General features: G+C 64.9%; 23 protein-coding genes and 1 tRNA gene. 8 read left to right on the forward strand and 16 right to left on the reverse strand.

The window, feature by feature from the left end; translation table 11 throughout:
* Position 1: 1 nt before the first annotated feature.
* Genes AB0362_RS25750 through AB0362_RS25760 form a run of 3 tightly spaced genes read left to right on the forward strand, consistent with a single transcriptional unit; the run spans position 2 to position 2878 of the window.
* On the forward strand, positions 2-991 hold the full coding sequence (locus AB0362_RS25750; RefSeq protein WP_068052136.1) for a branched-chain amino acid ABC transporter permease: 990 nt from the start codon (positions 2-4) through the stop codon (positions 989-991).
* The gene (locus tag AB0362_RS25755) at positions 984-2078 is read left to right on the forward strand and encodes an ABC transporter ATP-binding protein (protein WP_230594646.1); all 1095 of its coding nucleotides are present in this window, start codon (positions 984-986) and stop codon (positions 2076-2078) included. The genes AB0362_RS25750 and AB0362_RS25755 overlap by 8 nt, the downstream gene beginning before the upstream one ends.
* The gene (locus AB0362_RS25760; protein ID WP_032394315.1) at positions 2078-2878 is read left to right on the forward strand and encodes an ABC transporter ATP-binding protein; all 801 of its coding nucleotides are present in this window, start codon (positions 2078-2080) and stop codon (positions 2876-2878) included. The genes AB0362_RS25755 and AB0362_RS25760 overlap by 1 nt, the downstream gene beginning before the upstream one ends.
* Positions 2879-3021: 143 nt before the next feature.
* Here the strand turns inward: AB0362_RS25760 and AB0362_RS25765 are convergent, their stop codons facing one another.
* Positions 3022-4356, reverse strand: coding sequence for an ABC transporter substrate-binding protein (locus AB0362_RS25765; protein ID WP_068052226.1), 1335 nt, complete (start codon positions 4354-4356; stop codon positions 3022-3024).
* Between the two features lie 173 nt (positions 4357-4529).
* Complete coding sequence (locus tag AB0362_RS25770) at positions 4530-5162, reverse strand: ANTAR domain-containing response regulator (RefSeq protein ID WP_317784316.1); 633 nt, start codon at positions 5160-5162, stop codon at positions 4530-4532.
* A 120-nt stretch (positions 5163-5282) separates the two neighbouring features.
* Between AB0362_RS25770 and AB0362_RS25775 the strand changes: the two genes are divergently transcribed.
* The 3 genes from AB0362_RS25775 (at position 5283) to AB0362_RS25785 (ending at position 6329) form a co-directional block, all read left to right on the forward strand.
* Positions 5283-5359: transfer RNA gene (locus AB0362_RS25775), tRNA-Leu, on the forward strand.
* 58 nt (positions 5360-5417) lie between these two features.
* A complete protein-coding gene (locus AB0362_RS25780) occupies positions 5418-5594 on the forward strand; it encodes a hypothetical protein (protein WP_188078653.1) in 177 nt (58 codons plus the stop codon).
* 3 nt (positions 5595-5597) lie between these two features.
* Positions 5598-6329 carry an AAA family ATPase gene (locus AB0362_RS25785; protein WP_269593954.1) on the forward strand — a complete coding sequence of 244 codons (732 nt, stop codon included), beginning with the start codon at positions 5598-5600 and terminating at the stop codon, positions 6327-6329.
* Here AB0362_RS25785 and AB0362_RS25790 read toward each other — a convergent pair.
* Positions 6314-7408 carry an AraC family transcriptional regulator gene (locus AB0362_RS25790; protein WP_317784317.1) on the reverse strand — a complete coding sequence of 365 codons (1095 nt, stop codon included), beginning with the start codon at positions 7406-7408 and terminating at the stop codon, positions 6314-6316. The genes AB0362_RS25785 and AB0362_RS25790 overlap by 16 nt on opposite strands.
* An 18-nt stretch (positions 7409-7426) precedes the next feature.
* Here AB0362_RS25790 and AB0362_RS25795 point away from each other — a divergent pair, with 18 nt between their 5' ends.
* Complete coding sequence (locus AB0362_RS25795; protein WP_317784318.1) at positions 7427-7918, forward strand: anthrone oxygenase family protein; 492 nt, start codon at positions 7427-7429, stop codon at positions 7916-7918.
* Here AB0362_RS25795 and AB0362_RS25800 read toward each other — a convergent pair.
* Complete coding sequence (locus tag AB0362_RS25800; protein WP_141215240.1) at positions 7894-8097, reverse strand: hypothetical protein; 204 nt, start codon at positions 8095-8097, stop codon at positions 7894-7896. The genes AB0362_RS25795 and AB0362_RS25800 overlap by 25 nt on opposite strands.
* A 57-nt stretch (positions 8098-8154) precedes the next feature.
* Between AB0362_RS25800 and AB0362_RS25805 the strand changes: the two genes are divergently transcribed.
* Positions 8155-8673 (forward strand): DNA-deoxyinosine glycosylase, encoded by a 519-nt coding sequence (locus AB0362_RS25805; RefSeq protein WP_317784319.1) that lies wholly within the window; start codon positions 8155-8157, stop codon positions 8671-8673.
* Here AB0362_RS25805 and AB0362_RS25810 read toward each other — a convergent pair.
* The 12 genes from AB0362_RS25810 to AB0362_RS25865 all read right to left on the reverse strand — a co-directional run bounded on the left by AB0362_RS25810 (position 8639) and on the right by AB0362_RS25865 (position 25348).
* Entirely contained in the window at positions 8639-9463 is an 825-nt protein-coding gene (locus tag AB0362_RS25810; RefSeq protein WP_300521631.1) for an acyl-CoA thioesterase II, read from the reverse strand. The genes AB0362_RS25805 and AB0362_RS25810 overlap by 35 nt on opposite strands.
* A gap of 105 nt (positions 9464-9568) precedes the next feature.
* On the reverse strand, positions 9569-10987 hold the full coding sequence (pyk, locus tag AB0362_RS25815) for a pyruvate kinase (RefSeq protein WP_082073683.1): 1419 nt from the start codon (positions 10985-10987) through the stop codon (positions 9569-9571).
* Positions 10988-11109: 122 nt separating this feature from the next.
* Positions 11110-12615, reverse strand: a complete 1506-nt coding sequence (locus AB0362_RS25820; protein WP_094640088.1) for a glutamate synthase subunit beta — start codon at positions 12613-12615, stop codon at positions 11110-11112.
* Positions 12608-17191 carry a glutamate synthase large subunit gene (gene gltB / locus AB0362_RS25825; RefSeq protein WP_317809000.1) on the reverse strand — a complete coding sequence of 1528 codons (4584 nt, stop codon included), beginning with the start codon at positions 17189-17191 and terminating at the stop codon, positions 12608-12610. The genes AB0362_RS25820 and gltB overlap by 8 nt, the downstream gene beginning before the upstream one ends.
* 266 nt (positions 17192-17457) lie before the next feature.
* Entirely contained in the window at positions 17458-18090 is a 633-nt protein-coding gene (locus tag AB0362_RS25830; RefSeq protein ID WP_317808979.1) for an NINE protein, read from the reverse strand.
* Positions 18091-18128: 38 nt separating this feature from the next.
* Positions 18129-19013 carry a TM2 domain-containing protein gene (locus tag AB0362_RS25835; protein WP_317808978.1) on the reverse strand — a complete coding sequence of 295 codons (885 nt, stop codon included), beginning with the start codon at positions 19011-19013 and terminating at the stop codon, positions 18129-18131.
* Positions 19006-20025 (reverse strand): prolipoprotein diacylglyceryl transferase, encoded by a 1020-nt coding sequence (gene lgt / locus AB0362_RS25840; protein ID WP_366236287.1) that lies wholly within the window; start codon positions 20023-20025, stop codon positions 19006-19008. Before lgt ends, AB0362_RS25835 begins: the two co-directional genes overlap by 8 nt.
* A complete protein-coding gene (trpA, locus tag AB0362_RS25845; RefSeq protein ID WP_269593946.1) occupies positions 20022-20825 on the reverse strand; it encodes a tryptophan synthase subunit alpha in 804 nt (267 codons plus the stop codon). Before trpA ends, lgt begins: the two co-directional genes overlap by 4 nt.
* Positions 20822-22093 (reverse strand): tryptophan synthase subunit beta, encoded by a 1272-nt coding sequence (gene trpB, locus AB0362_RS25850; protein ID WP_317784487.1) that lies wholly within the window; start codon positions 22091-22093, stop codon positions 20822-20824. Before trpB ends, trpA begins: the two co-directional genes overlap by 4 nt.
* A 135-nt stretch (positions 22094-22228) precedes the next feature.
* Positions 22229-23038 carry an indole-3-glycerol phosphate synthase TrpC gene (gene trpC / locus AB0362_RS25855; protein ID WP_037192691.1) on the reverse strand — a complete coding sequence of 270 codons (810 nt, stop codon included), beginning with the start codon at positions 23036-23038 and terminating at the stop codon, positions 22229-22231.
* Positions 23039-23117: 79 nt separating this feature from the next.
* Entirely contained in the window at positions 23118-23783 is a 666-nt protein-coding gene (locus tag AB0362_RS25860) for a TIGR02234 family membrane protein (protein WP_094688506.1), read from the reverse strand.
* A complete protein-coding gene (locus AB0362_RS25865; protein ID WP_366236288.1) occupies positions 23780-25348 on the reverse strand; it encodes an anthranilate synthase component I in 1569 nt (522 codons plus the stop codon). The genes AB0362_RS25860 and AB0362_RS25865 overlap by 4 nt, the downstream gene beginning before the upstream one ends.
* Positions 25349-25375: the final 27 nt, after the last annotated feature.

The following is a 25375-nucleotide window of genomic DNA, read 5'->3' on the forward strand; positions in this document are numbered from 1 at the left end:
CATGGATATCATCGGCGCACTTCAGATCTCACTCGCTCAGCTGGTCGGCCCGTCGGCCATCTTCTACGCTCTACTCGCCATCGGCCTGAACCTGCACTTCGGTTACGCCGGACTGCTCAACTTCGGTCAGATCGGCTTCGCACTGCTCGGCGGCTACGGCGTCGGCATCACTACGATCACCTACGAACAGCCGCTGTGGCTGGGCATTCTGGTCGGCCTCGCTGCAGCCGGATTACTGGCCCTGGTTCTCGGCATTCCGACCCTGCGACTGCGAGCCGACTATCTCGCGATCGTCACCATCGCCGCCTCGGAGATTCTCCGATTGGTGTTTCGTTCCACCGCAACGGATTCGGTGACCAAATCCACCAACGGCATCACCGGCTTCGCCGGCCCGTTCACCAGCATGAGCCCGTTCGAGGGTGGTAAGTCCTACGAATTCATCGGCGTGCGGTTCCTCGGCAACGATCTGTGGGCCATGCTCGTCGGCTGGACGCTGGTCCTGCTGCTGTGCGGCGTGGTCTACCTGCTGACGCACAGCCCGTGGGGACGCGTCCTCAAGGCTGTCCGTGAGGACGAGGACGCAGCCCGTTCGCTGGGTAAGAACGTCTTCGTCTACAAGATGCAGGCACTGGTTCTCGGTGGCGTCATCGGCGGTATGGGCGGTGTGTTCAACGCACTGCAGACCCAATCCATCAACCCGGACTTCTACTCGACAGCCCAGACGTTCTTCGCCTTCGGCGCACTGATTCTCGGTGGGGCGGCAACAGTGTTCGGCCCGGTACTGGGCGCGATGCTCTTCTGGTTCCTGCTGTCCATTCCCGATGCGATTCTGCGGCAATTGATCTCCGGCGACGACCCGGTGCTCAACCTCACCGGTGCCCAGGTCGGTGCCACGCGATTCGTGCTCCTGGGAATCCTGATCGCCGTCTTGATGGTGTTCAGACCTCAGGGCATTCTCGGCAACAAGCGAGAGGTTCAACTCAATGCCTGACCCGAGCAAGGATGCTGCTGCAACGGCCGCACCGAGCAAGAAAGCAAGCACACTCGAATCACGCGCTGCGCAGGCGTTGTCGAGCGATCAACGCGCGGCCCTGTTCGCCGGTGTGCCCAACGAACCCGGCGCACCGAAACCGGACGCCACCATGGTGGTCGACGGCGTCTCGCGCACCTTCGGTGGCCTCAAGGCCGTCGACGTGGCGCACCTGGAGATTCAGCGTGGCTGCATCACCGGCCTGATCGGGCCCAACGGCGCAGGCAAGACCACCCTGTTCAACCTGCTCACGGGATTCGATCGACCCGACACCGGGACCTGGTCGATGGACGGCCAGGAACTGGGCCGGATGCATCCGCATCAGGTGGCCCGCAAAGGTGTGGTGCGCACGTTCCAGTTGACCAAGGCACTGTCGAAACTGACTGTGCTGGACAACGTTCGGCTGGGTGCAACCGGTCAGCGCGGTGAGCGCATGATCAACACCTTCATGCCGTGGACATGGAAAGCCCAAGAACGTCAGATCACCGAACGCGCCTACGAGCTACTGGGCCGCTTCAAGCTCGACGCCAAGGCCGACGACCTCGCCGGCTCGTTGTCCGGCGGCCAGCGCAAGCTGCTGGAGATGGCGCGTGCGTTGATGACCGATCCGTCGGTGGTCATGCTCGACGAGCCCATGGCCGGGGTCAATCCAGCTCTGACGCAGTCACTTCTGGGGCACATCAAGTCGCTTCGCGACGACGGTATGACGGTGGTGTTCGTCGAGCACGACATGGACGTCATCCGCGACATCAGTGACTGGGTGGTGGTGATGGCTCAAGGCAGCATCATTGCCGAGTCCACCCCCGAGGAGCTCTCCAACAACGGAGCCGTCGTCGACGCGTATCTCGGTAGCCATCACGATCAGGCTCTCGAATTCGATGCCGACGGCAATCCGGTCGGGGCAACCGCCGAACTGGCGGAGGCACTGAAGCAGGCCGAGAAGGAAGAACTCGAAGCGGGAGGCGATCTTTCGGAACCGGAGTTCGTCAGCCCAGTGACGCCCGACGTGGCCGAGGGCGGCTCACACCGGGCCAAGGAGGACAACTGATGAGCGAACAGACATTGACGCCGGCGGAATTCGCCGCGACACCCGAGGAACATGCTCGACTCGCCGAAGGTGCACTGCTGCGCGCCGACGGACTGGTGGCCGGATACATCCCCGGTGTCAACATCCTCAGCGAGTGCAACTTCTTCCTCAACGACGGCGAGATCGTCGGCATCATCGGACCCAACGGTGCCGGAAAGTCGACCCTCCTCAAGACCCTGTTCGGGCTGGTCGCCGTCCGTGAGGGCAGCGTCAAACTGCGCGGCGACAACATCACCTCCGCGGAAGCGCATGTGTTGGTCACCAAGGGAGTCGGCTACGTTCCGCAGACGCAGAACGTGTTCCCGTCGCTCACCATCGAAGAGAACCTCGAAATGGGAATCTATTTGCGTCCCAAGAAGTTCGGTGAGCGTTTCGAGTTCGTCAGCGAGCTGTTCCCGCTGCTCGGCGAACGCAAGAAGGTCAAGGCAGGTGCGCTGTCCGGCGGTGAGCGACAGATGGTCGCCATGGGACGCGCTCTGATGATGGAGCCGTCGGTACTGCTGCTCGACGAACCGTCGGCCGGATTGTCACCGATGTTCCAGGACGAGGTGTTCATCCGCTGCAAGAAGATCAATGCAGCGGGCGTCTCGATCATCATGGTCGAGCAGAACGCCCGTCGCTGCCTCCAGATCTGCGACCGTGGCTATGTACTCGATCAGGGCCGCAACGCCTACACCGACACCGGTCCGGCATTGATGAACGACCCGAAGGTGATCGAGCTGTACCTCGGCACACTGGCGGGAAGCAAAGAGAAGAAGTAGCTGCTCGGCAAACGATGAAGGCCCCGGTTCGATGTCGAACCGGGGCCTTCGTCGTTGCCGTCGAACGTGCGACACCTACGAAAACCTCTGGGCCCGAGTCCTGATCGAGGACTCGGGCCCAGAGGCTGTGTGACAGTTACAGATCACTCACCGACGACGATGTAATCTTCCGTCGTCAGGGTGTTGTCCGGTCCGAAGACCAGGTTGCCGTAGGAACCGGTGGCGGGCTCTCCTGCGTCACTGAAGTTCAGCGCGCCGGTGATTCCGTCGTAGTCGATGTCGGTTCCGGCCTTGACGAGCGGAAGGCACTCGGCGTAGCTGGTGCACTTGGTGCCGTCCTTGGTGACGCTGTTGATGTTGGCAGCGATGTCGGTACCTGCCGTCGACTTGGCCTGCTCGGCAGCGAGCGCCGAGATGATCACTGCGTCGTAGGACTCACCCGCGTAGTTGAAGTCGACCAGAGCCGGATCGACGACCTTGAGACGATCCTGGAATCCGGTGCCGACATCGGTCAACGGAGTGGTGCCGCGCATCGTGTCCAGCAGACCCGCTGCGACCGACTCACCGAGAGCGTTGCCCATGTTGCCGTCGACGCCGTAGACCAGCGTGCCGTCGGACGGTCCGATGCCGATCTCGTGCATACGGGTGATGATCTTCGCGGACTCCTCGAAGCCGATGATGGCCACGGCGTCCGGGTTGAAGTTCTTCACACCGTCGACCTCGGCGTTGAACGACTGTGCGTTCGGGTCGTAGATCGTGGTCTGGATCTGGTCCGCCGCGATGCCTGCCTCTTCGAGGTTGTCCGCGGTGTTCGCAGCCAGGCCCGTGCCGTACGGGTCGTTGAGCGCGAGGATGGCGACGCGCTGCGCACCGTCCTGGGCGATCAGCTGGGACAGGGCCTGCGCCTGCAGCACGTCGGTGGGTGCGGTACGGAAGTACTGACCCTTGTCCGGGTAGCAGACGAACTGATCGGACGTGTTGGCCGGCGAGAACTGCACGACGCCTGCGCTGGCGATCTTGTCGATGACCTTGAGCGAGACCGAGGACGACGCTGCACCGACGATGACGTCGGAACCGCCGGCGAGCAAGCGGTCCACCGTGGTGTTGGCGGTATCGGTCGTCGTGTCGCCCGAGTCACCGGGGATGAGCGTGACGGGCTGCTCGAGGACGCCACCGGCTTCGTTGACGTCGTTGACGGCCAGCTGCACACCGGCAACTTCGGGCGGGCCGAGGAAGGCCAGGGTTCCGGTCTCGGGGAGGAGGGTTCCCACCACCAGCGGGGCCGTGTCGGGGGTTGCCCCGGCAGTGGCCTGCTCGGGCGTGCAGTCGGTGGAGACGGTCGTTTCCGCGGCTGCAGTGCCGCCGCTGGCACTGGTGGAGTCGGTCGAGCCCGAGTCGTCGCTCGACGAACAGCCGAACAGTGCGAGCGAGGTAACGCTCAGCACCGCAGCCGTGCGGACATAGGTCCGAATTGCCATCTAGGTTCTCCTTGAAATTGCTCGTCGATGAAGCGCACCTGAGTTACATGTGGCTCACGTGTGGGTCAGACGCTAATGCTCGGAGCCGATTCGCAAGGCCTAGAACGACGCTCGTGACCTGACTGTGACCTAGAGAGTCGAAGTTTTACGTGGCCGTAGCTTTCGCCGGCCGATCAGCTTTCTCCCGCGGGCTTGTTCGCAGGGGTACCGAGCGTGTCGATCACGACCTCCGCGACGGCCTTCATCGTCGTCCTGCGATCCATCGCAGCGCGCTGAATCCACTTGAACGCCTGCGGTTCTGTGAGCGATTGCGATTCCATCAGGATGCCCTTGGCCTTCTCGATGAGCTTGCGCGTCTCGAGCCGATCCTGCAGATCCACGATCTCGGATTCGAGGGCGGAGATCTCACCGAAACGGCTGGCGGCCAACTCCACCGCAGGCATCAGATCGGCTTTGGTGAACGGCTTGACCAGATACGCCATGGCCCCGGCATCGCGCGCCTTCTCCACGAGCTCGCGTTGACTGAACGCGGTGAGAATGACGACGGGCGCAATGCGCTTCTCGGCTATCTCCGACGCCGCATCGATTCCGTCCCGACGCGGCATCTTCACATCCATGATGACCAGATCGGGACGCAGTTCGACGGCCAACTCCACCGCCTGCTGACCGTCGGCCGCTTCACCGACCACGTCGTACCCCTCCTCGCGGAGCATCTCCACGAGGTCCAATCGGATCAGGGATTCGTCCTCTGCCACCACCACACGAAGCGGGGGCTTGCCAGTACCGTGCGCACCAGGAGCATTCATCTGTATCGGTCTCCTTTGACAGTCATCGCCCATCAGGGCCGTCGAGCATCTGAAGGGTACCGGTGCGCGAGGCCGAAAGCGCATCTTCTAAACTCGTCAATCGTTGCTTGAAAGACGCCAGCCCTCGTATCCCAATTGGCAGAGGAAACGGATTCAAAACCCGTCCAGTGTGAGTTCGAGTCTCACCGAGGGCACCACAGCAGCCACGAATCGGTATCGGTAAAGGCCGCTCGTGATCGCGCCTACAGTGGAGTGATGTACATACCCAGCAGTCTTCGTTGCCACGACACCAGTGCGGGCAATTTGTGCGCAGCGAAGGTCGACCATCGTTTCGGGGATTCGGCGGACCAGTCCGCCCAGTGGGTCTTCTACACCTGCAGCGCCGATTCCACCCACGAGACCGGTTACGTGGACCGCCTGGTCACTGCCTGAAACATGTTCGTAGAACGCGCGTACGTCCATGCCGACGATGTCGGATCGGACTGGCCCTTCACCGTGCCTGCTGTCGCCGACCTCGCTCGCGACGGACTCGAGTTCCTGGCACCGGTCACAATTCTGGTCGGAGACAACGGTTCCGGTAAATCGACTCTCGTCGAAGCAATTGCCGAGGGATTCGGAATCGATGCCCGCGGCGGTCGGGCGGCGCAGCAGTCGCGTCGACTCGACGAGGTGACCAGCGCGCTCGGAGAGGTACTCGAACTCGAGACCACTCCACGAGGTTCTCGAATGCTTCGTGGCCCACGACTGAACAAGCGCGGCTTCTTCCTGCGCGCCGAGACCGCGTTCGACATGGCCGAGAACCTCGGCGGCGTGCCGGGTTTCTGGGACGAGAACACCGCCGAGATGAGCCACGGTGAAGGCTTCCTGACCATGTTCGGTGCAATGTTGGCCGAACCCGGTTTCTACGTTCTGGACGAGCCCGAATCGGCCCTGTCGTTCACCGCGAGCCTGCAGCTCGTTGCACTGATGTCCGAGCTGGGCAATGACGGCGCGCAGATCGTCTGCGCCACCCACTCACCGATTCTGGCGTCGACGCCCGGTGCGGACATCGTCGAAGTAGGCGAACACGGTCTACGCCGAAGCACTTGGGACGAACTCGAATTGGTACAGCACTGGCGCCGCTACCTCGACGACCCGAACAGCTATCTCCGTCACCTGCTCGACTGACCGTCGGCCATCGACACCTCACGACGGCGACGCACACTTCCCGGCGAGACGCCCGTGGCGCGCTTGAACGCCTTCCCGAACGCAGCCTCCGACAGATACCCACTGCGCCGGGCCACTTCGGCCATCACCACGTCCTCGGATCGCAACGTGCCGTACGCGACCTGCATCCGCCACGTCGCGAGATAGCTCATCACGGAATCACCGACCAGCTCGGTGAAACGTGCCGAGAACGCCGAGCGAGACATGTTCACCCTCGATGCCAGACCCGCAACGGTCCACCGCTCGTGCGGGTGTCGATGGATCAGCGCCAACGCCGTTCCGATCCGATCGTCCTGCAATGCACCGAGCCAACCCGACTGCGCACCTGGCGTATTCGCGATCCACGACCGCAGCGCATGGATCACCAGAATGTCGGACAGCCGGGTGATCACCGCTTCTCCCCCGGGCTCGAGCACACGCGCCTCGTCCGCGACCATGGCCAGCACGTTCTGCATCCTCGATTGCCTCGGGCCCGGATCAGCGTCGACCACCACCAGCGCGGGCAACAGGCGAACGAGCTTCTGCGCGGCAGGATGATCCAGCCGCACCGCCCCGCACACGAGAGTCGCAGCACGGCCGGCACCGCCCGCGTCGTGAGTGAGCACCGCGTAGCGATCGCTGATGTACTCGTGCGGGAGATCGTGAACGCTCGTCGCCCGAACCGAAGCGTCGCCGGCTGCAGTGAGCACGTGCCCTCGCCCGTGCGGTACCAACGCGAAATCGCCGGGGACCAACTCACGCGTCGGCTCGCCGGGAACCGACAATGCGCAACTGCCGTCGACGACCGTGTGAAACCACAGCGCATCCTCCATGGCGGGCAGTGCGAGACCCCAGGATCCGCTCATCTCGGAGCGCACGTAGAACGATCCGGTCATCCGTAGAAAGTGCAGCGCTTCGCCCAGAGGGTCGGACGACTTCCAGGGATCTGCGCCGCGCATGCACCGATCGTCCCACGAAATGGACGATCGGACATCGAATGCGGCTGTGTGCGCATTGCTCATCCCGCCCCTCGGGACGAGGGTGGACAACTGAACGCTCACCTACTGGAGGGAACCACCGTGTTGGATCGAATGCTCGCAGTCGCGACCGCCGTTGCCGCCGTCGGATGTGGGCTCGTTGCCGGAGTGCTGCTCGCCTTCTCCATCAGCGTGCTCCCCGGCCTGGCAGCACTGCCGGCACCCGACGCGATTGCCGCCATGCAGAGGTTCAATGCTGCAATTCTGAACCCACTGTTCCTGACACTGTTCGTCGGGACCGCCGTATCGTGCACTCTCGCAGCGATTCTCGCCGTATCGACCGGTCGGGGTTCACCGGTGCTGGTCGTGAGCGGAGCCGTTCTCTACGTTCTCGGATGCCTCGCGATCACGGCCGTTGCGAACGTCCCCCTCAACGACGCGTTGGCCGGGGTGGATCCCGGCAGTGCTGCCGGCACCCAGGTGTGGCAGAACTTCACCGAGAAGTGGACGCGATGGAACACCGTCAGAACAGTGGCCGCGACTGCGGCCTGCGCCGTTCTGATCCTCGGTCAGGGTAGATCGGCGCTGGGCTGATCGGACACCGAGTCCTGGTGTCGCTTACGGATTTCTTCCTCGAACCGCGCGATGAGGTGGTCGGTGTCTGCCGTGGACACATCGCGCGCGCCCTCGTCCATCGAGGCGTCACGACCCCGACGCAATGCAGCAAGTTCGGCTTCGAGTTCGTTGTTGTCGAGTACACGTGGATCCAGCATGACCTCCATTGTGGTCCCCCGTCCGGTGCCCCCGCGGGGATTTGCTGTAATCACGCAATGAACGTCGTGCACAGCTTCGCACCGATTCTCGGCCGCGGCGCGAACACCTTGATTCTGGGATCGATGCCCGGCGTCGCGTCGCTGGCCGCGCAGCAGTACTACGCGCACCCACGAAATGCGTTCTGGCCGATCATGGGAACGCTGTTCGGTGCAGGCCCCGAACTTCCCTACGATGCGCGCACCGAGCGTCTGCGCAGCCAGGGCGTCGCGATATGGGACGTGCTGAAGCTGTGCACGCGCGAAGGAAGCCTGGACTCGGCGATCGTCGAATCGTCCATCGAGACAAACGATTTCGAGCAATTGTTCGCCGAGAATCCCGGCATCGACAGGGTGTTCTTCAACGGAGCCAAGGCCGCCGAGACTTACCGGCGGTACGTGAAATCGGCAACGCCCCAGGTGGAATTCACGCGACTACCGTCGACCAGTCCGGCGCACGCAGCACTCGATCTGCAGGCGAAGACGCGAATATGGGCCGACGCACTCAGTCGCGGACCCGTTTCGGGAAGTGCCGGATGAGACCTTCCTGAACGACGGTGGCGAGCAGCTGCCCGTCCATCGAGAAGAAGCGGCCGGTGGCCAGTCCGCGCGAGCCGGCCGCGACCGGCGACTCGGTGGCGTAGAGAGCCCATTCGTCGAACCGGAACGGCCGGTGAAACCAGATGGAGTGATTCACCGTCGCCGCGACGATGCGGTCGAGTCCCCACGACAGGCCGTGGGTGGTGATGATCGAATCGAGCACGGTGGTGTCCGACGCGTAGCCCATGGTCGCGGCGTGGAAGATCGAGGCGTCGGGCAGATCCCCGTCGGCCTTCATCCACACGCGATTGTGATTGAGCTTCTCCCCGGTGCCGTGCATGATCCACGCGGGATCGTTCGCGTAGCGCATGTCGATCGGCTTGAGGGCGTCGACGAACATCTGCAGACGGTCCTCGTACCCCACGAAATGATCGCCGAGCGGAGGCAGTGCGTCGGGATACGGAACCTCGGGAACCTCGACGCTGTGCTCTAGGCCCTTACCGAAATCCTGGAAGGCCGCGAGCATGACGAACAGCTCGTTGCCGTCCTGTACGGCGGTGACCTGCCGGTTGGCGAAGGCTCGGCCGTCGCGCTGACGCGAGACCCGGTACTCGATGGGCTTCTTGACGTCACCCCCGCGAATGAAGTGCGCATTGATCGCGTGCACGTCCCGCGACGTACCGGATACGGTCCGGCCCGCCGCGATCAGGCCCTGAGCAACGAGCTGCCCCCCGAACGTTCGACTGCCCACCTGCTCGGGGTGAACCCCGACGAACACGTCCTCCTCGATCTCCTCGAGTGCGAGGAGATCGAGGAGCGTCTCTAGATCTGTCCTGCGTACAGCTGTACTGCTCGGCGCGCTTTCGCTGACGCCGGTTCCCCCCGCTTCGACCACTTACCGGTCCTCTTCTCCGATTCGGTGCACATGGATCAAGTTGGTCGAGCCTACTGTGCCGGGAGGGGCACCGGCCACGATCACGACCTGATCGCCCTTGTTGTACCGACCGAGTTCCAGCAGCGCCTTGTCGACCTCTTTGACCATCGCGTCCGTCGAGCCCACATCGGGGACCAGGAACGTCTCGGTTCCCCAGCTCAGCGACAGCTGGCTGCGGACCTCGGAGATGGAGGTGAAGGCGAGCAACGGAAGCTTGGTGTGCAGACGAGCCAACCGTCGAACGGTGTCACCCGACTGGGTGAACGCGACGAGTGCCTTCGCGTCCAGGCGCTCGCCGATGTCGCGGGCGGCGTAGGAGATGACGCCACGCTTGGTGCGCGGGACGTGCGTCAGCGGGGGAACACTGTCGCCCTCGGTCTCGACCGTCTCGACGATGCGAGCCATGGTCCGCACGGTTTCCATCACGTACTTACCGACCGAGGTCTCACCGGAGAGCATGACCGCGTCGGTACCGTCGAGCACTGCGTTGGCGACGTCGGACGCCTCGGCGCGCGTCGGGCGGGAGTTCTCGATCATCGATTCGAGCATCTGGGTCGCGACGATGACGGGCTTGGCGTTGGCGCGGGCGATCTGGATGGCACGCTTCTGCACCAGCGGTACCTGCTCGAGGGGCAACTCGACGCCGAGGTCACCGCGGGCGACCATGATCGCGTCGAATGCGAGCACGATGGCTTCGAGATTGTCGACGGCCTCGGGCTTCTCGAGCTTGGCGATGACGGGAACTCGACGGCCCACGCGGTCCATCACGGCGTGGACGAGTTCGACGTCCGCGGGAGAACGGACGAACGAGAGCGCGATGAAGTCGACACCGAGGGCAAGGGCGAACTCGAGGTCGGCGATGTCCTTCTCGCTCATGGCGGGGACGGACACATCCATGCCCGGCAGGGACACGCCCTTGTTGTTGCTGACCGGTCCGCCTTCGGTGACACGGCACAGTACGTCGTTGCCTTCGACGCCGGTGACCACGAGGCCCACCTTGCCGTCGTCGACGAGGAGGCGGTCGCCTTCCTTGGCGTCCTGGGCCAGCTCCTTGTACGTGGTCGACACCCGGTCGTGAGTGCCCTCGCACTCCTCGACGGTGATGCGGATCAGCTCACCGGCCGCCCAGGTGGTCGAGCCCTCGGCGAATCGGCCGAGACGAATCTTCGGTCCCTGCAGGTCGGCCAAGATACCCACGGCTTTGCCGGTGGCGTCCGATGCTGCGCGGACCCTCTCGTAGTTGGCCTGATGATCGGGGTGATCACCATGGCTGAAGTTCAGTCGTGCGACATCCATTCCACTCTCGACGAGTTCGCGGATGCGCTCTGTGGTTGCGGTTGCGGGTCCAAGGGTGCAGACAATCTTCGTACGTCGGCTCACGAAGGCGAGCCTAGCCGCTGGACGCCGCGTTCTCTATCGCAGACGCATCCACCCGAATACTACCGACGGGTAGCCGCACTACCCTGCTGCTGGGACGGTCTGTACCGGTTCAGAGACGGGAGTCACACGACTGCCAGAGGCAGTGCGGTCGGGTGTACCGGCGACGGCAATTCCGAGTGTCCGGTGAGGAACGCATCGACTCCGTGGGCCGCGGATCGACCCTCCGCGATGGCCCACACGACCAACGACGCACCGCGATGCGCATCCCCGCACACGAACACGCCCGGTGCCGTGGTCTGCCAGTCGGGACCACACGAGAGCGCACCCCGCTTGGTCAGCGCCAGGCCGTACTCGTCCAACAGCGGACCGTGCTCGACACCTTCGAAACCGATCGCGAACAACGCCAGATCACAGGGCAATTCGATCTCCTCCCCGATGGGCGTGACGATGCGTCGACCGTCCGCGTCGCGCTGCACCTCCACCTCGGCGAGCACCATCGCACGAACGTGCCCGCGCTCGTCACCGAGGAATCGCTGCACCGCGACCTGATGACGCACGACGCCACCCTCGGCGTGCGCGGGTGAGGTGCGCAGCACCAGCGGCCACGACGGCCACGGCGAGAGACTGTCGTCGCGAGCCCCGGGCAGAGCCGGGTTGTAGTCGAGCTGAGTGACCGATGCGGCACCTTGGCGGTGCGCCGTTCCCAGGCAGTCGGCTCCGGTGTCGCCGCCGCCGATGATGACCACGTGCTTGTCCGCAGCGGAGATCGACGTGGGACCGTCGCCCTCACATTCCTTGTTCGACGGCACCAGATGCTCCATGGCCAGGTGGATGCCGTCGAGTTCGCGACCGATGACCTCGGCGTTGTCACGGGCCCGCAGAGCTCCGACTGCGAGAACGACTGCGTCGAAGGATTCACGCAGTTGCTCGACGGTGAAGTCGATCCCGACCTCGCAGTCGGTGACGAAGTGCGTTCCCTCGGCCCGCATTTGCATGAGCCGCTGATCCAGCACGGACTTCTCGAGCTTGAACTCGGGAATGCCGTAGCGCAGCAGACCGCCCAGACGATCGTCCCGCTCGTACACGGTGACGTCGTGCCCGGCGCGCGTGAGCTGTTGCGCCGCAGCCAATCCCGCAGGACCGGATCCGACGACGGCGACCCGCTTGCCGGTGGTGATGGTCGGCGGCTGCGGAACGATGCTGCCGTCTTCCCAGGCCAGGTCCGCGATGGTCTGCTCGACCCGCTTGATCGTCACGCTTCCGCCGGTGGCCGCCTCGGAGATCGACAGCACACATGCCGATTCACACGGGGCCGGGCAGACCCGCCCGGTGAACTCCGGAAAATTGTTGGTCGCGTGCAGTCGGTCGCTGGCCGCATCCCAGCGGCCGCGGCGCACCAGGTCGTTCCATTCGGGGATCAGATTTCCCAGCGGGCAACCCGCAGTCCCCGAGTGGCAGAACGGAATACCGCAGTCCATGCAGCGACGCGCCTGATCGGAGACCTCGGCGGCACGTTCGCTCGTCGGCTGGTGCGAGTACACCTCGTTCCAGTCCTTGACGCGCTCGCCGATCGGACGCTTGGCAGCCTCACGCTTGACGACTTTCAGAAATCCCTGTGGATCAGCCACGTGCAGCCTCCATGATCGCAGCATCGACGTCGCGCCCTTCGGCACGCGCCATTCTTGTCGCCTCCAGCACTCGCTGGTAGTCGACGGGCATGACTTTGGTGAACAACGCAGACCGGCGGGGCCAGTCGGCCAGCAGCGAGGTCGCGACGGTGGAACCGGTCCACCGGCGGTGATTCTCGACGGTCTCGCGCAGCCACACCAGATCGTCCGGGTTGGGCACCTGCAGTTCGACCATCGCCATGTTCACGTCCGCCGGATCGAGACCGAGGACGAACGCGATGCCACCGGACATACCCGCAGCCATGTTGCGACCGGTCGGCCCGAGCACCACGACGCGACCGCCGGTCATGTACTCGAACGCGTGGTCGCCCACGCCCTCGTTCACCGCGATCGCTCCCGAGTTACGGACCGCGAACCGCTCCCCTGCCTTACCGCGCAGGTACACCTCGCCCGAGGTGGCACCGTAGAGAATCGTGTTTCCTGCGATCACGTTGTCCTCTGCGACGAACGGTGCGTCGTCGGCAGGGCGCACGACTATTCGGCCGCCCGACAATCCCTTACCGACATAGTCGTTCGCGTCACCGACCAGATCGATGGTGATACCCGGCGGCAGGAAAGCCCCGAGAGACTGGCCGGCCGATCCGGTGAACGCGATGCGAATGGTGTCGTCCGGCAACCCGACCGCGCCGTAGCGCCGGGTGACCTCGGACCCCACCAGCGTTCCGACGGTGCGATTGACGTTGCGTACCGGCAGCTCGAGCTTGACCGGATGCGCGTCTTCGAGCGCTCCCTCGGCCAACTGGATCAGAGTCCGGTCCAGCGCGAGATCGAGACCGTGGTCCTGCGCGCGGAGGCGTCGACGCTGTGTCATCGGGGCACCGTGTCGGTCGACGGGCATCGCGAAGATCGGGGTCAGATCGAGTCCCTTGCTCTTCCAGTGCGCCACTCCGGCTGCCGTCTCCAGCACGTCGGCGTGACCGACCGCCTCATCGATACTCCGGAAACCGAGCTGCGCGAGGTACTTTCGCACGTCCTCGGCGATGAACTTGAAGAAGTCCTCGAGGAACTCGGGCTTGCCGGTGAACCTCTTGCGCAGCTCCGGGTTCTGGGTGGCGACACCGACCGGGCAGGTGTCCAGGTGGCAGACGCGCATCATGATGCAGCCCGCCACGATCAGCGGGGCCGTCGAGAACCCGAACTCCTCCGCGCCGAGCAATGCCGCAACGATGACGTCGCGTCCGGTGCGCATGCCGCCGTCGCACTGCACGGTGATGCGATCACGCAGCCCGTTGAGCACCAGCGTCTGCTGGGCGTCGGCGAGGCCGATCTCCCACGGAGCGCCTGCATGCTTGAGCGAGGTCAACGGCGCAGCACCGGTTCCGCCGTCGTATCCGGAGATGAGAACGACGTCGGCGTGTGCCTTGCTGACGCCCGTCGCCACCGTGCCGACGCCGACGGAACTGACGAGCTTGACGTGCACGCGCGCCTTCTCGTTGGCGTTCTTCAGATCGTGGATCAGCTGCGCGAGATCCTCGATCGAGTAGATGTCGTGGTGCGGGGGCGGCGAGATGAGGCCGACACCCGGCGTCGAGTGTCGGGTCTTGGCCACCCACGGATACACCTTGTACCCGGGCAGCTGACCGCCCTCGCCCGGCTTGGCACCCTGCGCCATCTTGATCTGAATGTCCGTGGCGTTGACCAGATAGTCGCTGGTGACACCGAACCGACCGCTGGCGACCTGCTTGACGGCACTGCGTCGCGTCGGATCGTAGAGCCGGTCGACGTCCTCGCCGCCCTCCCCCGAGTTGGACCGTCCGCCGAGATTGTTCATCGCAACGGCCATCGTCTCGTGCGCCTCGGCGGAGATGGATCCGTAGCTCATCGCGCCGGTGTTGAACCGCGTGACGATCGACTCGACCGATTCCACCTCGTCGAGCGGAACCGGCGGCCGGACGCCGTCCTTGAACTCGAACAGACCGCGCAGCGCACCGCCTTCGCGAGCGAGCCGGTCCACCTCGTCGGTGTACTTCTGGAACACGTCGTATCGACCGGTGCGCGTGGCATGCTGCAGCAGGAACACCGTCTCGGGCGTGAACAGGTGCAGCTCGCCCTCGCGTCGGAACTGATACTCGCCGCCGATCTCCAGCCGGCGATGGACGCGGTCGGTCGGATTCTCGGGGTACGCCCGACGATGGCGCAGCTTGACCTCCTCGGCGAGCACGTCGAGACCGACGCCACCGAGCTTGCTGACCGTGCCCTTGAAGTACTCGCGCACCACCTCGCGATCGAGACCGACGGCCTCGAAAACCTGTGCGCCGGTGTAGGACCCGACGGTCGAGATGCCCATCTTCGACATCACCTTGAGTACGCCCTTGCCGAGACCGTACAGATAGTTCCGTACCGCGATCGTCGGTTCGACTCCGGTCAGTTCGCCCTCGCCGACCAGATCCTCGATCGACTCCATCGCCAGATACGGGTTGACCGCTGCGGCACCGAAGCCGATGAGCAGGGCCAGGTGGTGCACCTCGCGCGCGTCACCGGATTCGACGACGAGCGCGATCTTGGTGCGCTCCTTGGTGCGAACCAGGTGATGGTGCACCGCCGAGGTGGCCAGCAGGGACGGGATCGGGGCCCGAGTATGGTCCGAATCGCGATCGGAGATGATCAGCGTGGTGTACCCCGCAGCGATCGCCTCCGAAGCCCGGGCCCGCAACTCCTCGATGGCCTCCGCGAGACCTTCGCCGCCGCGCTCCACCTCGTACAGCCCACGCAGCACCGTGGCCGACAGTCCCGGATGGTCTCCGTCGTCGTTGATGTGGATTATCTTGTTGAGCTCGTCGTTGTCGAGCACCGGCCACGGCAACACGATCTGCCTGCACGACGCCGCAGTGGGCTCGAGCAGGTTCTGCTCCGGGCCCATCACCCGCGCGAGCGAGGTCACGATCTCCTCGCGGATCGAGTCCAGCGGCGGGTTGGTGACCTGTGCGAACAGTTCGATGAAGTAGTCGTAGAGCTGACGCGACCGCTGCGACATCACCGCGGCCGGGGTATCGGTACCCATCGATCCGAGCGGCTCGCCCCCGGATGCGGCCATCGGCGTCAACACGACGCGTAGGTCTTCCTCGGTGTAGCCGAAGGCGACCTGCCGACGCACCACCGAGTCGTGGTTGTACTGGATGTGAGCCCGCTCGGGCAGGCTCTTGATCTCGAGCAGGCCCGCGTGCAGCCACTCCTGGTACGGATGTTCGGTTGCCAGTTGGAGTTTGATCTCCTCGTCCGGCACGAGACGTCCGGCGACGGTGTCGATCAGAAACATCTTTCCTGGCTCGAGGCGACCTTTGGCAACGACCTCGGATTGGGGAACGTCCAGCACGCCTGCTTCACTGGCGAGGATCACACGGCCGTCCGCCGTCTGCCACCAGCGGCCGGGGCGAAGGCCGTTGCGGTCCAGCACAGCTCCGACATAACTGCCGTCGGTGAACGTCACGCAGGCCGGACCGTCCCAGGCCTCCATCATCGACGAGTGGAACTGGTAGAACGCTCGCACCCGCGGATCCATCGTGCGGTGGTTCTCCCACGGCTCGGGCACCATCATCATCACCACGTGCGGCACGCTGCGTCCGCCGAGGTGCAGTAGTTCGAGCACCTCGTCCAAGGACACCGAGTCCGAGGCATCGGGGTTGCAGATCGGGAACAAGCGCTCCAGGTCGCCGGGGATCAGGTCGCTCGACAGCAGCGCTTCGCGAGCCCGCATCCGATTTCGGTTGCCCTTGACGGTGTTGATCTCGCCGTTGTGCGCGACGTAGCGATGCGGGTGCGCCAGCGGCCACGACGGGAACGTGTTGGTCGAGAATCGACTGTGCACGATGGCAATGGCGCTCTTGCACAACGGGTTACGCAGTTCCGGAAAGTACAGCGGCAGCTGCATCGTGGTGAGCATGCCCTTGTAGACGATGGTGCGCGAGGACAACGACGGAAAGAACAGTCCCGACCCCTCGGCCTCGATCTCGGGGGTGACCCGCTCGGAACGCTTACGCAATCCGTAGACGAGACGGTCGAGAGCCAGACCGGCCGGACGTGTGCCGTCGACCTCGGGAGCGGTGACGTAGAGGTAGCTCATGTACGGCATGCAGCCGAGGGCGGTGAGGCCCACATCGGCTCGATCGGGATCGACCTCGACCGGAACCCAGCCCAGGATGTCCAGACCTTCCTCGGCCGCAACGGATTCGACGCGCTCGACGGCGATGGCCCGCTCACGGATGCCCTGCGGCAGAAAACACACTCCGGCCGCGAACGTGTTGTCACCGTCGGCTCCGGGCGCGGGCAGGTCGAACGGCGCGAGGGAGTCGAGGAGTTCGACAGGGAGCTGAATCAGAATGCCCGCGCCGTCACCGCTGTTGGGCTCGGCACCGGCAGCTCCGCGATGTTCCAGGTTCTCCAGTGCCAGAACCCCGTCGGCGACGATCGCGTGGGAACGGCGACCCGCGATGTCGGCGATCATCGCCACGCCACAGGAATCCTTCTCCGAGCTCGGGTCGTACAGACCTTGCTCCGCAGGCATCCGAGAAAACAGCACCACGATCACCTCCACGTAGGCCGGTGGGGTGCGTGCAAGCGGTGCAGTGTCTACGACCCTGCATCGGAAGTCTCGGCAACCCCGTCGGCTGGTCGGCTCGGATCGACCGAAACGGTCGGATGAGCCGAGTTGAACTGCCTATCGGGAATTCACCGGGACAGCTCTGGCCCGCGAAAGAATCCGGGATCTCTCCCGGATGGCGAAATCGTAGCAGCTGGCATTCGCATCGATGCAATCGCGAATGTCGGCTGTGACGAATGTGATCGTCAGTCGCGCAACGGCCGACCGTGCTGATCACGCACGCTGCCGGTGAGCATCACGATGCCGTCGATCAACGGCCAGATTCCGCCGATACCGCAGGTGAGCCACGTGACGGCTATCTGCGCCACCGCGATGCCCGGCTGGTTGAGATAGAAACGCCCGGCTCCGAACGCGCCCAACAGGATGCCGAGCAGACCTGCCGTCAGCTTCTGCTTGTCCGAGAACGGCTCACCGGTGACCGGGTGCCGACCGTACGGAGCCATCGGGTCCATGTATCCGGGCCCGCCCGCGTACTGGGGACCACCGTATTGGGGAGCGCCGTACTGAGGACCGCCGTACTGGGGAGCGCCGTACTGACCGTCCGCATAGTGCGGCGGCGCACCGTACTGGCCGGAACCCTCGGACGGCGGTGGGTAACCGGTGCCGGGCGGAGGTCCGAACTGCTGACCCTGATCACCGGCACCGGCACCAGGGGTGTTCGGGGTGCCGTGGTTCGGGGTCGTGTACTTGGGGTCGGGTGCGCCGTAGACGGGACCCGATCCTGTAGGGGCGTTCTTCTCGAACGAGATCGTCGGCTCCGTCGAACCGGATCCGTCTTCCGGCGAACCGTTGGACGGCCATTTACCTGAGTCACTCACTTCGGGCTCCCTTGTGCGGATGCGGTGCGAACAAGGGTTCAGTCTCTCAGTTTTCGCCCCTGAGGGTCCGTCACATTGCCCACCAGTATCAGCACGCCGTCGACGAGGTGCCAGACGAACAGCCCGAACAACACGATCAGTCCGAGGCCGAACACTGCGGTGAGCAGCACCCCGAAGAAGAACAGGAGCAGCTGGGCGACACCGATCCCGATACTGCCGAGATAGAAGCGACCGACACCCAACCAGCCGAGAAATATCTGCAACAGGCCGCCGACGATCTTGGACTTGTCCGACAGCGGCTCGCCGGTCATCGGATCACGCCCGTACGGCGCATCGGGGCCTACACCGAACCCGGGTCCGCCCTGGTAGCCAGGGGGTACGCCATAGCCCTGCTGACCGTAGCTCTGTTGCGGGAAACCCTGCTGGCCGTACCCCTGCTGTGGGTAGCCCTGCTGTTGATAACCCGGCTGTGGGTAACCCTGCTGACCGAAATTCTGTGGCTGGCCGTACCCCTGTTGCGGATAGCCCTGTTGCGGATACCCCTGTTGCGGATACCCCTGTTGCGGATAACTCTGCTGGCCGTAACCCTGCTGCGGGTAACCGGGGGGTGGCGGAAATCCACCCAGCGGATTATCGGTACTGCCGTCCGGACTCGGTGCCGGGTAGCTCGGCGTGCTGGACCAACCCGGCCCGTTTCCGATACCCGAGTACGTGTCCCACCCCGGACCCGTGGGGCCGGTCGGACCGTGCGAGGGCGCGGACTCCGAGGTTCCAGGAGGCTCCGAGAGCGACGCTTCGGCAGTGGCGTCGTAGTCGAACGGCGTGCCGAACGACGCGGTCGGCTCGGTCGCGTTGTCGCTGGAATCGGCAGTGCCGGAACCCGGCTCGGGCTCGGGTCCAGGGGTCTTGTCGAAATCAACCACGCGTACTGCCTTCTTCCTCGGCTTTCTTGTCGGACTTCCCAGCGGGCTGCACGTCGGCGGTGCCCGCGTCCGTGGTGTCGTCGACCGGCGTCGGGCGCGAGCCTGTCGGATCCGACGAGGTGACCTCGGAGACCTCACGATCCTCGTCGTCGTTCGACCTCAGCGTCGCCGGTTCTTCTCGGCCCTTGGTGGCGATCACGAAGTACGCGACCGCCAGAACGAAGATGATGGCGGAGGTGAAGGTGTTGATGCGGATACCAGCGATCGTCGTGGCGAAGTCGTCGCGCATGAGCTCCACCCAGAACCGCCCCGCGCAGTATCCGGCAACGTACAGCGCGAACAGTCGACCGTGGCCGATCGCGTACTTGCGGTCCACGAGAACCAGAAGGACTACGACCGCGACGCTCCACAACAGCTCGTACAGGAACGTCGGATGCACCACTTTTTCCACGAAACCGGTCGAGACTCCGTTGAGTGGATCGAGCCGTCCGTTGGCGTCGACCCGTTCGTAGATCTCCAGACCCCACGGCTGAGTGGTGGCACGGCCGTACAGTTCCTGGTTGAAGTAGTTACCGATGCGGCCGATCGCCTGGGCGAGAAGAATCGGTGGGCCGACAGCGTCACCGAATGCCGGCAACGGAATTCCGCGTCGACGGCAGGCGATCCAGGCACCGACGCCGCCGAGGAACACCGCTCCCCAGATTCCCAATCCGCCGTTCCAGACGTACAACGCTTCGATCGGGTTTCCGCCGGGACCGAAGTAGGTCTTCCAGTCGGTTGCGACGTGGTACAGACGCCCGCCCAGCAACCCGAACGGGACGGCCCAGACTGCGACGTCGAGGACTGTGCCCTTGGTTCCGCCTCGGGCCACCCAGCGCCGATCACCCCACACCACGGAAACGACGATGCCGATGATGATGAACAGGGCGTAGGCCCGCAGAGCCAACGGTCCGACGTGCCACACCCCCTGCGGCGGACTGGGAATGTAGGCCAGGATCGCGGTCGAAGTCACGACGCTACGTTAGCGGAACGGACACCCTCGGCGAGTTCCGTCGTCAGGTCACGCACGGCGTCGAGTCCCTTGTCCACGGCACTGACCAATGCCGAACCGACGATCACGGCGTCGGCATAACGGGCGATCTCGGCAGCCTGCGCACCGGAACGGACACCGAGGCCGACACCGATCGGGATGTCGGAGTGCTCACGAATGCGCGCCGAGAGCGCGGGGGCCATCGAGGACACCGCGTCGCGGGCTCCGGTGACGCCCATCGTCGAGGCCGCGTAGACGAAGCCGCTACTGGCTTCGACGGTGCTGACGAGCCGCTCCTCGGTCGACGACGGCGCGACGAGGAAGATTCGGTCGAGTTCGTAGCGGTTCGAGACCTCGATCCATTCCTGCGCCTCGTCGGGAATGAGATCCGGAGTGATGATTCCGAGCCCACCCGCGCCTGCGAGATCCCGCGCGAAGTTCTCGATGCCGTACTTGAGCACCAGGTTCCAGTAGGTCATGACGACCGCTTTTCCGCCCGCGGCAGAGACCTGCTCGGTCACTGCGAACACGTCCTTGACCCGAGCACCGGCTCGCAGCGCAACGTCGGCTGCGGCCTGAATCGTGGGGCCGTCCATCACGGGATCGGAATACGGAATACCGACCTCGACAAGGTCGCATCCGGCGTCGACCATGGTCTTGAACACCTCGACCGAGCGCGGCACGGTCGGAAAACCCGCGGGTAGGTATCCGACGAGTGCTGCGCGCCCTTCGGCGCGGCACTGCGCGAAGGTCCCGGAGAGGCGAGAGTCGTTGTTGCTCATGGCTTGATACCCACTTCGTCGTCCACGTTCGCTTCGCCGTCTCCGTCGATCAGCCCGAACCATTCGGCCGCGGTGTCGACGTCCTTGTCGCCACGCCCGGACAGGTTGACCAGGATGATCGCACCTTCGCCCAGCTCCTTGCCGAGTGTCAATGCACCGGCGATCGCATGCGAGGACTCGATCGCCGGAATGATGCCCTCGGTGCGGCACAGCAGCTTGAAGGCGTTCATGGCTTCGGTATCGGTGATGCCGCGGTACTCGGCGCGCCCGATGTCGTGCAGGTACGAATGCTCCGGACCGACGCCCGGGTAGTCCAACCCCGCCGAGATGGAGTGGGAATCGACGGTCTGACCGTCCTCGTCCTGCAGCAGATACGAGTACGCACCGTGCAGCGCTCCGGGGGTTCCACCGCTGATGGTCGCGGCGTGGCGACCCGTCTCGACGCCGTCACCTGCCGCCTCGAAACCGATCAGTCGAACGTCGGCGTCGTCGATGAAGGCATGGAAGATGCCGATCGCGTTGGAGCCACCTCCGACGCAGGCAGCGATGGCGTCGGGCAGCCTGCCCGTGGACGCGAGCACCTGCTGCCGCGCTTCGAGGCCGATGATGCGTTGGAAGTCGCGCACCATGACCGGGAACGGGTGCGGCCCGGCGACAGTGCCGAAGCAGTAATACGTGTTGTCCGCGTGGGTGACCCAGTCGCGCAGCGCCTCGTTGATCGCGTCCTTGAGAGTGCGTGAACCGGACTTCACTGCGACGACTTCCGACCCGAGCAAACGCATTCGTGCGACGTTGAGGGCCTGGCGCTCGGTGTCGACCTCGCCCATGTAGACGACGCAGTCGAGACCCATCAGCGCACAGGCCGTGGCGGTCGCGACGCCGTGTTGACCGGCACCTGTCTCCGCGATGACACGAGTCTTGCCCATCCGCTTGGCGAGCAAAACCTGGCCGAGAACGTTGTTGATCTTGTGAGAACCGGTGTGGTTGAGGTCTTCTCGCTTGAGCAGAATACGAGCGCCGCCTGCGTGCTCGGACAGCCGTGTCGCCTCGAAGACCGGTGACGGGCGACCGGTGTAGTCGCGCTGCAGTCGGTCGAGTTCAGCGAGGAACTCGTTGTCGCTGCGCACCTTCTCGTACTCGGCGGTGACTTCCTCGATCACACCCATCAGAGCCTCGGGCACGAATCTGCCGCCGTAGACGCCGAAGTGGCCACCCACATCGGGCTCGTGCGCGCTGCGATCGGTGAGGCCGATGCTGCTCTGCGGCAGATCAGCGCCCTTGAAACGGACTGCCTGCGGGGCGTCCGTGGTGGAAGAAGAATTGCTGGTGCTCACCGGTCCAGTGTGCCCCAACGGCGGACCGCAGCCGCGCTCGGGTCGGGTGCCGGGTCGGTCGCGTTCGGGTCAGCGTGCGGGCTTGGGGCACGACGGATGTGTTCCCGCCGTCACCAGGTCCGAGACGGCCGTGCGTGGATCCCCTGCCGTGACCAAGCCCTCGCCGACGAGTACCGCGTCGGCACCGGCACCGGCGTAGGCGAGCAGATCTGCAGTGCCCCGCACCCCGGACTCCGCGATACGGATGATCTCGCTGGGCAACCCGGGCGCGATACGGCCGAAGCTGTCACGGTCGATCTCGAGCGTCTTCAGATTGCGGGCGTTGATACCGATGACGCTGGCACCGGCTTCGAGGGCGCGATCCGCTTCGGCCTCGGTGTGCACCTCGACGAGCGCAGTCATACCCAGCGACTCGGTGCGGTCGAGCAACGAGGTCAACGCATCCTGTTCCAGTGCCGCGACGATCAGCAGGATGACATCGGCACCGTGGGCCCGAGCCTCGTGGATCTGGTACGGACCGACGATGAAATCCTTGCGCAGCACGGGAATCGAGACGGCGGCACGGACCGCGTCGAGGTCCGCGAGTGAACCGTGGAACCGACGCTCCTCGGTGAGAACGCTGATGATGCGAGCGCCGCCCTGCTCGTATGCGCGAGCGAGAACAGCCGGATCACCGATGTCTGCCAACGCGCCCTTGGACGGGCTCGCCCGCTTCACTTCGGCGATGACGCCGATGCCGTCCTCACGGAGGGCAGCTGCCGCGTCGAGGGGGGCCGGGGCTGCTTTCGCTGCTGCTTTCACGGCGGCGAAATCGACCACCGATTCACGCGCGGCCACGTCGGCTCGCACACCGTCGAGAATCGAGTCGAGAACAGTCATGGTGCCCCCAGTCCTTTCTGAGCGTCGACGTCCGATGTGAGGAATCTCATCGGGGTCGGACCTAGCGTAGAGGTCCGTTTCAATCCGACGAACGCCGGGTACCGGACTCGTCGGTAGGGTCTTCGCCTGCGTCGAGCGCGTCCCACATCATGCGTTCGGTGAGGTCCTCTCCCTCGTCCTCCGCGCCGGCACCGGATGCCGTGGTACGCGCGCGCCGAGCGACCTCGTCGCGACGCACCGCCGGGGCGTCGTACTTGGACGAGAGTACCTGCGGGGCAAACGTTTTCCGAATCGACACCACAGCAGCAGCGAAGGCGCAGACTGCACCGACGAGGGTGACGATCGCCGGCAGAATCGAGACGTCCGTCATCGAGACCTGGGCGCGTGCAGGGAGCTCAGCCAGCGCCGCGGATTCGGAATCCGAAGCCCCGGCAGTGAGCAGTCGAACTGCCGGAATCGCGGCCGCCACGGCTACGACGGCGATCAACAGGGCCAGCACCCGAGAGGCCCACCCTCGCACGGCGAACGACGCTGCGATCGCTGCCACCAGCACCAGCGCGAGCGGCGTCGTGGCAGCAGCCCAGGTGCTGCCGAGCAGCTCGTCGGTCCGGCTCTCACCGAGGCCGTCGAACGATGTCACCCGAACCCAGGTCATTCTCGACGCGCCCCACAGGCACGCCGCTGCAACGACCAGAAGGGCGACGGGAAGAGCGGCCGACCCGCGGCGACCGGATCGCTCGGTCATCGGCCGCCGACCTCACGGAGCGATTCCGCTGCCGCGACGGCTCCCAGCACCGCCATCGCCTTGTTCCGTGCCTCGTCGTCCTCGTATTCCGCAACCGAGTCGGCCACGACGCCTGCCCCGGCCTGAACGTAGGCGGTGCCGTCCTTGATCAGAGCGGTGCGAATCGAGATGGCCGTGTCGGCGTCCCCCGCGAAATCGAGGTAGCCCACGATGCCGCCGTAGATACCGCGTCGCGTCGGTTCCAGCTCGTCGATCAGTTCCATCGCGCGCACTTTCGGGGCCCCGGAGAGGGTGCCTGCCGGGAAGCAGGCCTTGACCGCGTCGAGGGCGCGCTTGCCCTCGGACAACCGTCCGGTGACCGTCGACACCAGATGCATGACGTGGCTGTATCGCTCGATGTGGCGGTAGTCGCTCACGCGAACGGTGCCGGGAGCGCAGACGCGTCCGAGATCGTTGCGGCCCAGATCGACGAGCATCAGGTGCTCGGCGTTCTCCTTCTCGTCGGCGAGCAGGTCCTTCTCGAGCAGCACGTCCTCTTCCTCGGACGTGCCGCGCCACCGCGTACCCGCGATCGGATGTGTGGTGGCCAGACCGTCGACCACCGTCACCAATGCCTCGGGGCTCGATCCGACGATGGAGAACGCCGTCTCGTCGTTCTCGCCCGGTACGTGCATCAGATACATGTACGGGCTGGGATTGGAGGCGCGCAGCATTCGGTAGACGTCGAGGGGTGACGCGTCGGTGTCCATCTCGAAACGCTGCGAGAGCACAACCTGGAACGCCTCTCCTGCTTCGATCTCCTCGACCAGGCGAGCGACGTCGGCACCGAAGCCCTCGGACGTGCGCTGACGCCGGAACTGCGGCGCGGGCCTGGAGACGGTGGAGACGGTGGAGGCCGCGGGCTTCGACAGGTCCGCACACATGCGATCGAGGCGACGCACGGCGTCGTCGTACGCCTCGTCGACGTGCTCGTCGGTGCCGTTCCAGTTCACCGCGTTCGCGATCAGGGTGATCGCTCCCTCGTGGTGGTCGACGGCCGCGAGATCGGTGGCGAGCAGCATGACCATCTCCGGGACACCGAGGTCGTCCTGCGCGTAGTCGGGCAGTTTTTCGATGCGCCGCACCGAGTCGTATCCGAGGTAACCCACCATGCCGCCGGTCAACGGGGGTAGACCGGGCAGCCGCTCCGAGTGCAACAGCTCCAATGTCCGCGCCAGCACTTCGAGAGGATCACCGCCGCTCGGCACGCCCGCGGGGACGTTGCCGCGCCACGCGGCCTCACCGTCGATGACCGTGAGCGACGCCGGAGCGCCTGCACCGATGAACGACCACCTGGACCACGAGCTGCCGTTCTGCGCGGACTCCAGCAAGAAGGTTCCGGGTCGGTCGGCACCGAGCTTGCGGTATGCAGACAGTGGAGTCTCGGAGTCGGCGAGCACCTTTCGCGTCACGGGCACCACGCGGTGCTCTGCGGCGAGATGCCGGAACACCTCACGTGAGGTGGTCGAGTCCGAGTTCTCGGTATCGGGAGTGGGGCTGGGGTCGGTGGTCGTCTCGCCGTGCATTTCTCCATCCTCCCAGGTGCGGCAGGA

This window comes from Rhodococcus sp. NPDC079359, from assembly GCF_040702585.1.
Lineage (GTDB): Bacteria > Actinomycetota > Actinomycetes > Mycobacteriales > Mycobacteriaceae > Rhodococcoides.

What these genes read in the sequence shown, in the direction of transcription:
- AB0362_RS25750 (WP_068052136.1), top strand. Translation starts at nt 2, where the DNA reads ATGGATATCATCGGCGCACTTCAGATCTCACTCGCTCAGCTGGTCGGC.
- AB0362_RS25755 (WP_230594646.1), top strand. Translation starts at nt 984, where the DNA reads ATGCCTGACCCGAGCAAGGATGCTGCTGCAACGGCCGCACCGAGCAAG.
- AB0362_RS25760 (WP_032394315.1), top strand. Translation starts at nt 2,078, where the DNA reads ATGAGCGAACAGACATTGACGCCGGCGGAATTCGCCGCGACACCCGAG.
- AB0362_RS25765 (WP_068052226.1), bottom strand. Translation starts at nt 4,356, where the DNA reads ATGGCAATTCGGACCTATGTCCGCACGGCTGCGGTGCTGAGCGTTACC.
- AB0362_RS25770 (WP_317784316.1), bottom strand. Translation starts at nt 5,162, where the DNA reads ATGAATGCTCCTGGTGCGCACGGTACTGGCAAGCCCCCGCTTCGTGTG.
- AB0362_RS25780 (WP_188078653.1), top strand. Translation starts at nt 5,418, where the DNA reads ATGTACATACCCAGCAGTCTTCGTTGCCACGACACCAGTGCGGGCAAT.
- AB0362_RS25785 (WP_269593954.1), top strand. Translation starts at nt 5,598, where the DNA reads ATGTTCGTAGAACGCGCGTACGTCCATGCCGACGATGTCGGATCGGAC.
- AB0362_RS25800 (WP_141215240.1), bottom strand. Translation starts at nt 8,097, where the DNA reads ATGCTGGATCCACGTGTACTCGACAACAACGAACTCGAAGCCGAACTT.
- AB0362_RS25805 (WP_317784319.1), top strand. Translation starts at nt 8,155, where the DNA reads ATGAACGTCGTGCACAGCTTCGCACCGATTCTCGGCCGCGGCGCGAAC.
- trpA (WP_269593946.1), bottom strand. Translation starts at nt 20,825, where the DNA reads ATGAGCAACAACGACTCTCGCCTCTCCGGGACCTTCGCGCAGTGCCGC.
- trpC (WP_037192691.1), bottom strand. Translation starts at nt 23,038, where the DNA reads ATGACTGTTCTCGACTCGATTCTCGACGGTGTGCGAGCCGACGTGGCC.
- AB0362_RS25860 (WP_094688506.1), bottom strand. Translation starts at nt 23,783, where the DNA reads ATGACCGAGCGATCCGGTCGCCGCGGGTCGGCCGCTCTTCCCGTCGCC.
- AB0362_RS25865 (WP_366236288.1), bottom strand. Translation starts at nt 25,348, where the DNA reads ATGCACGGCGAGACGACCACCGACCCCAGCCCCACTCCCGATACCGAG.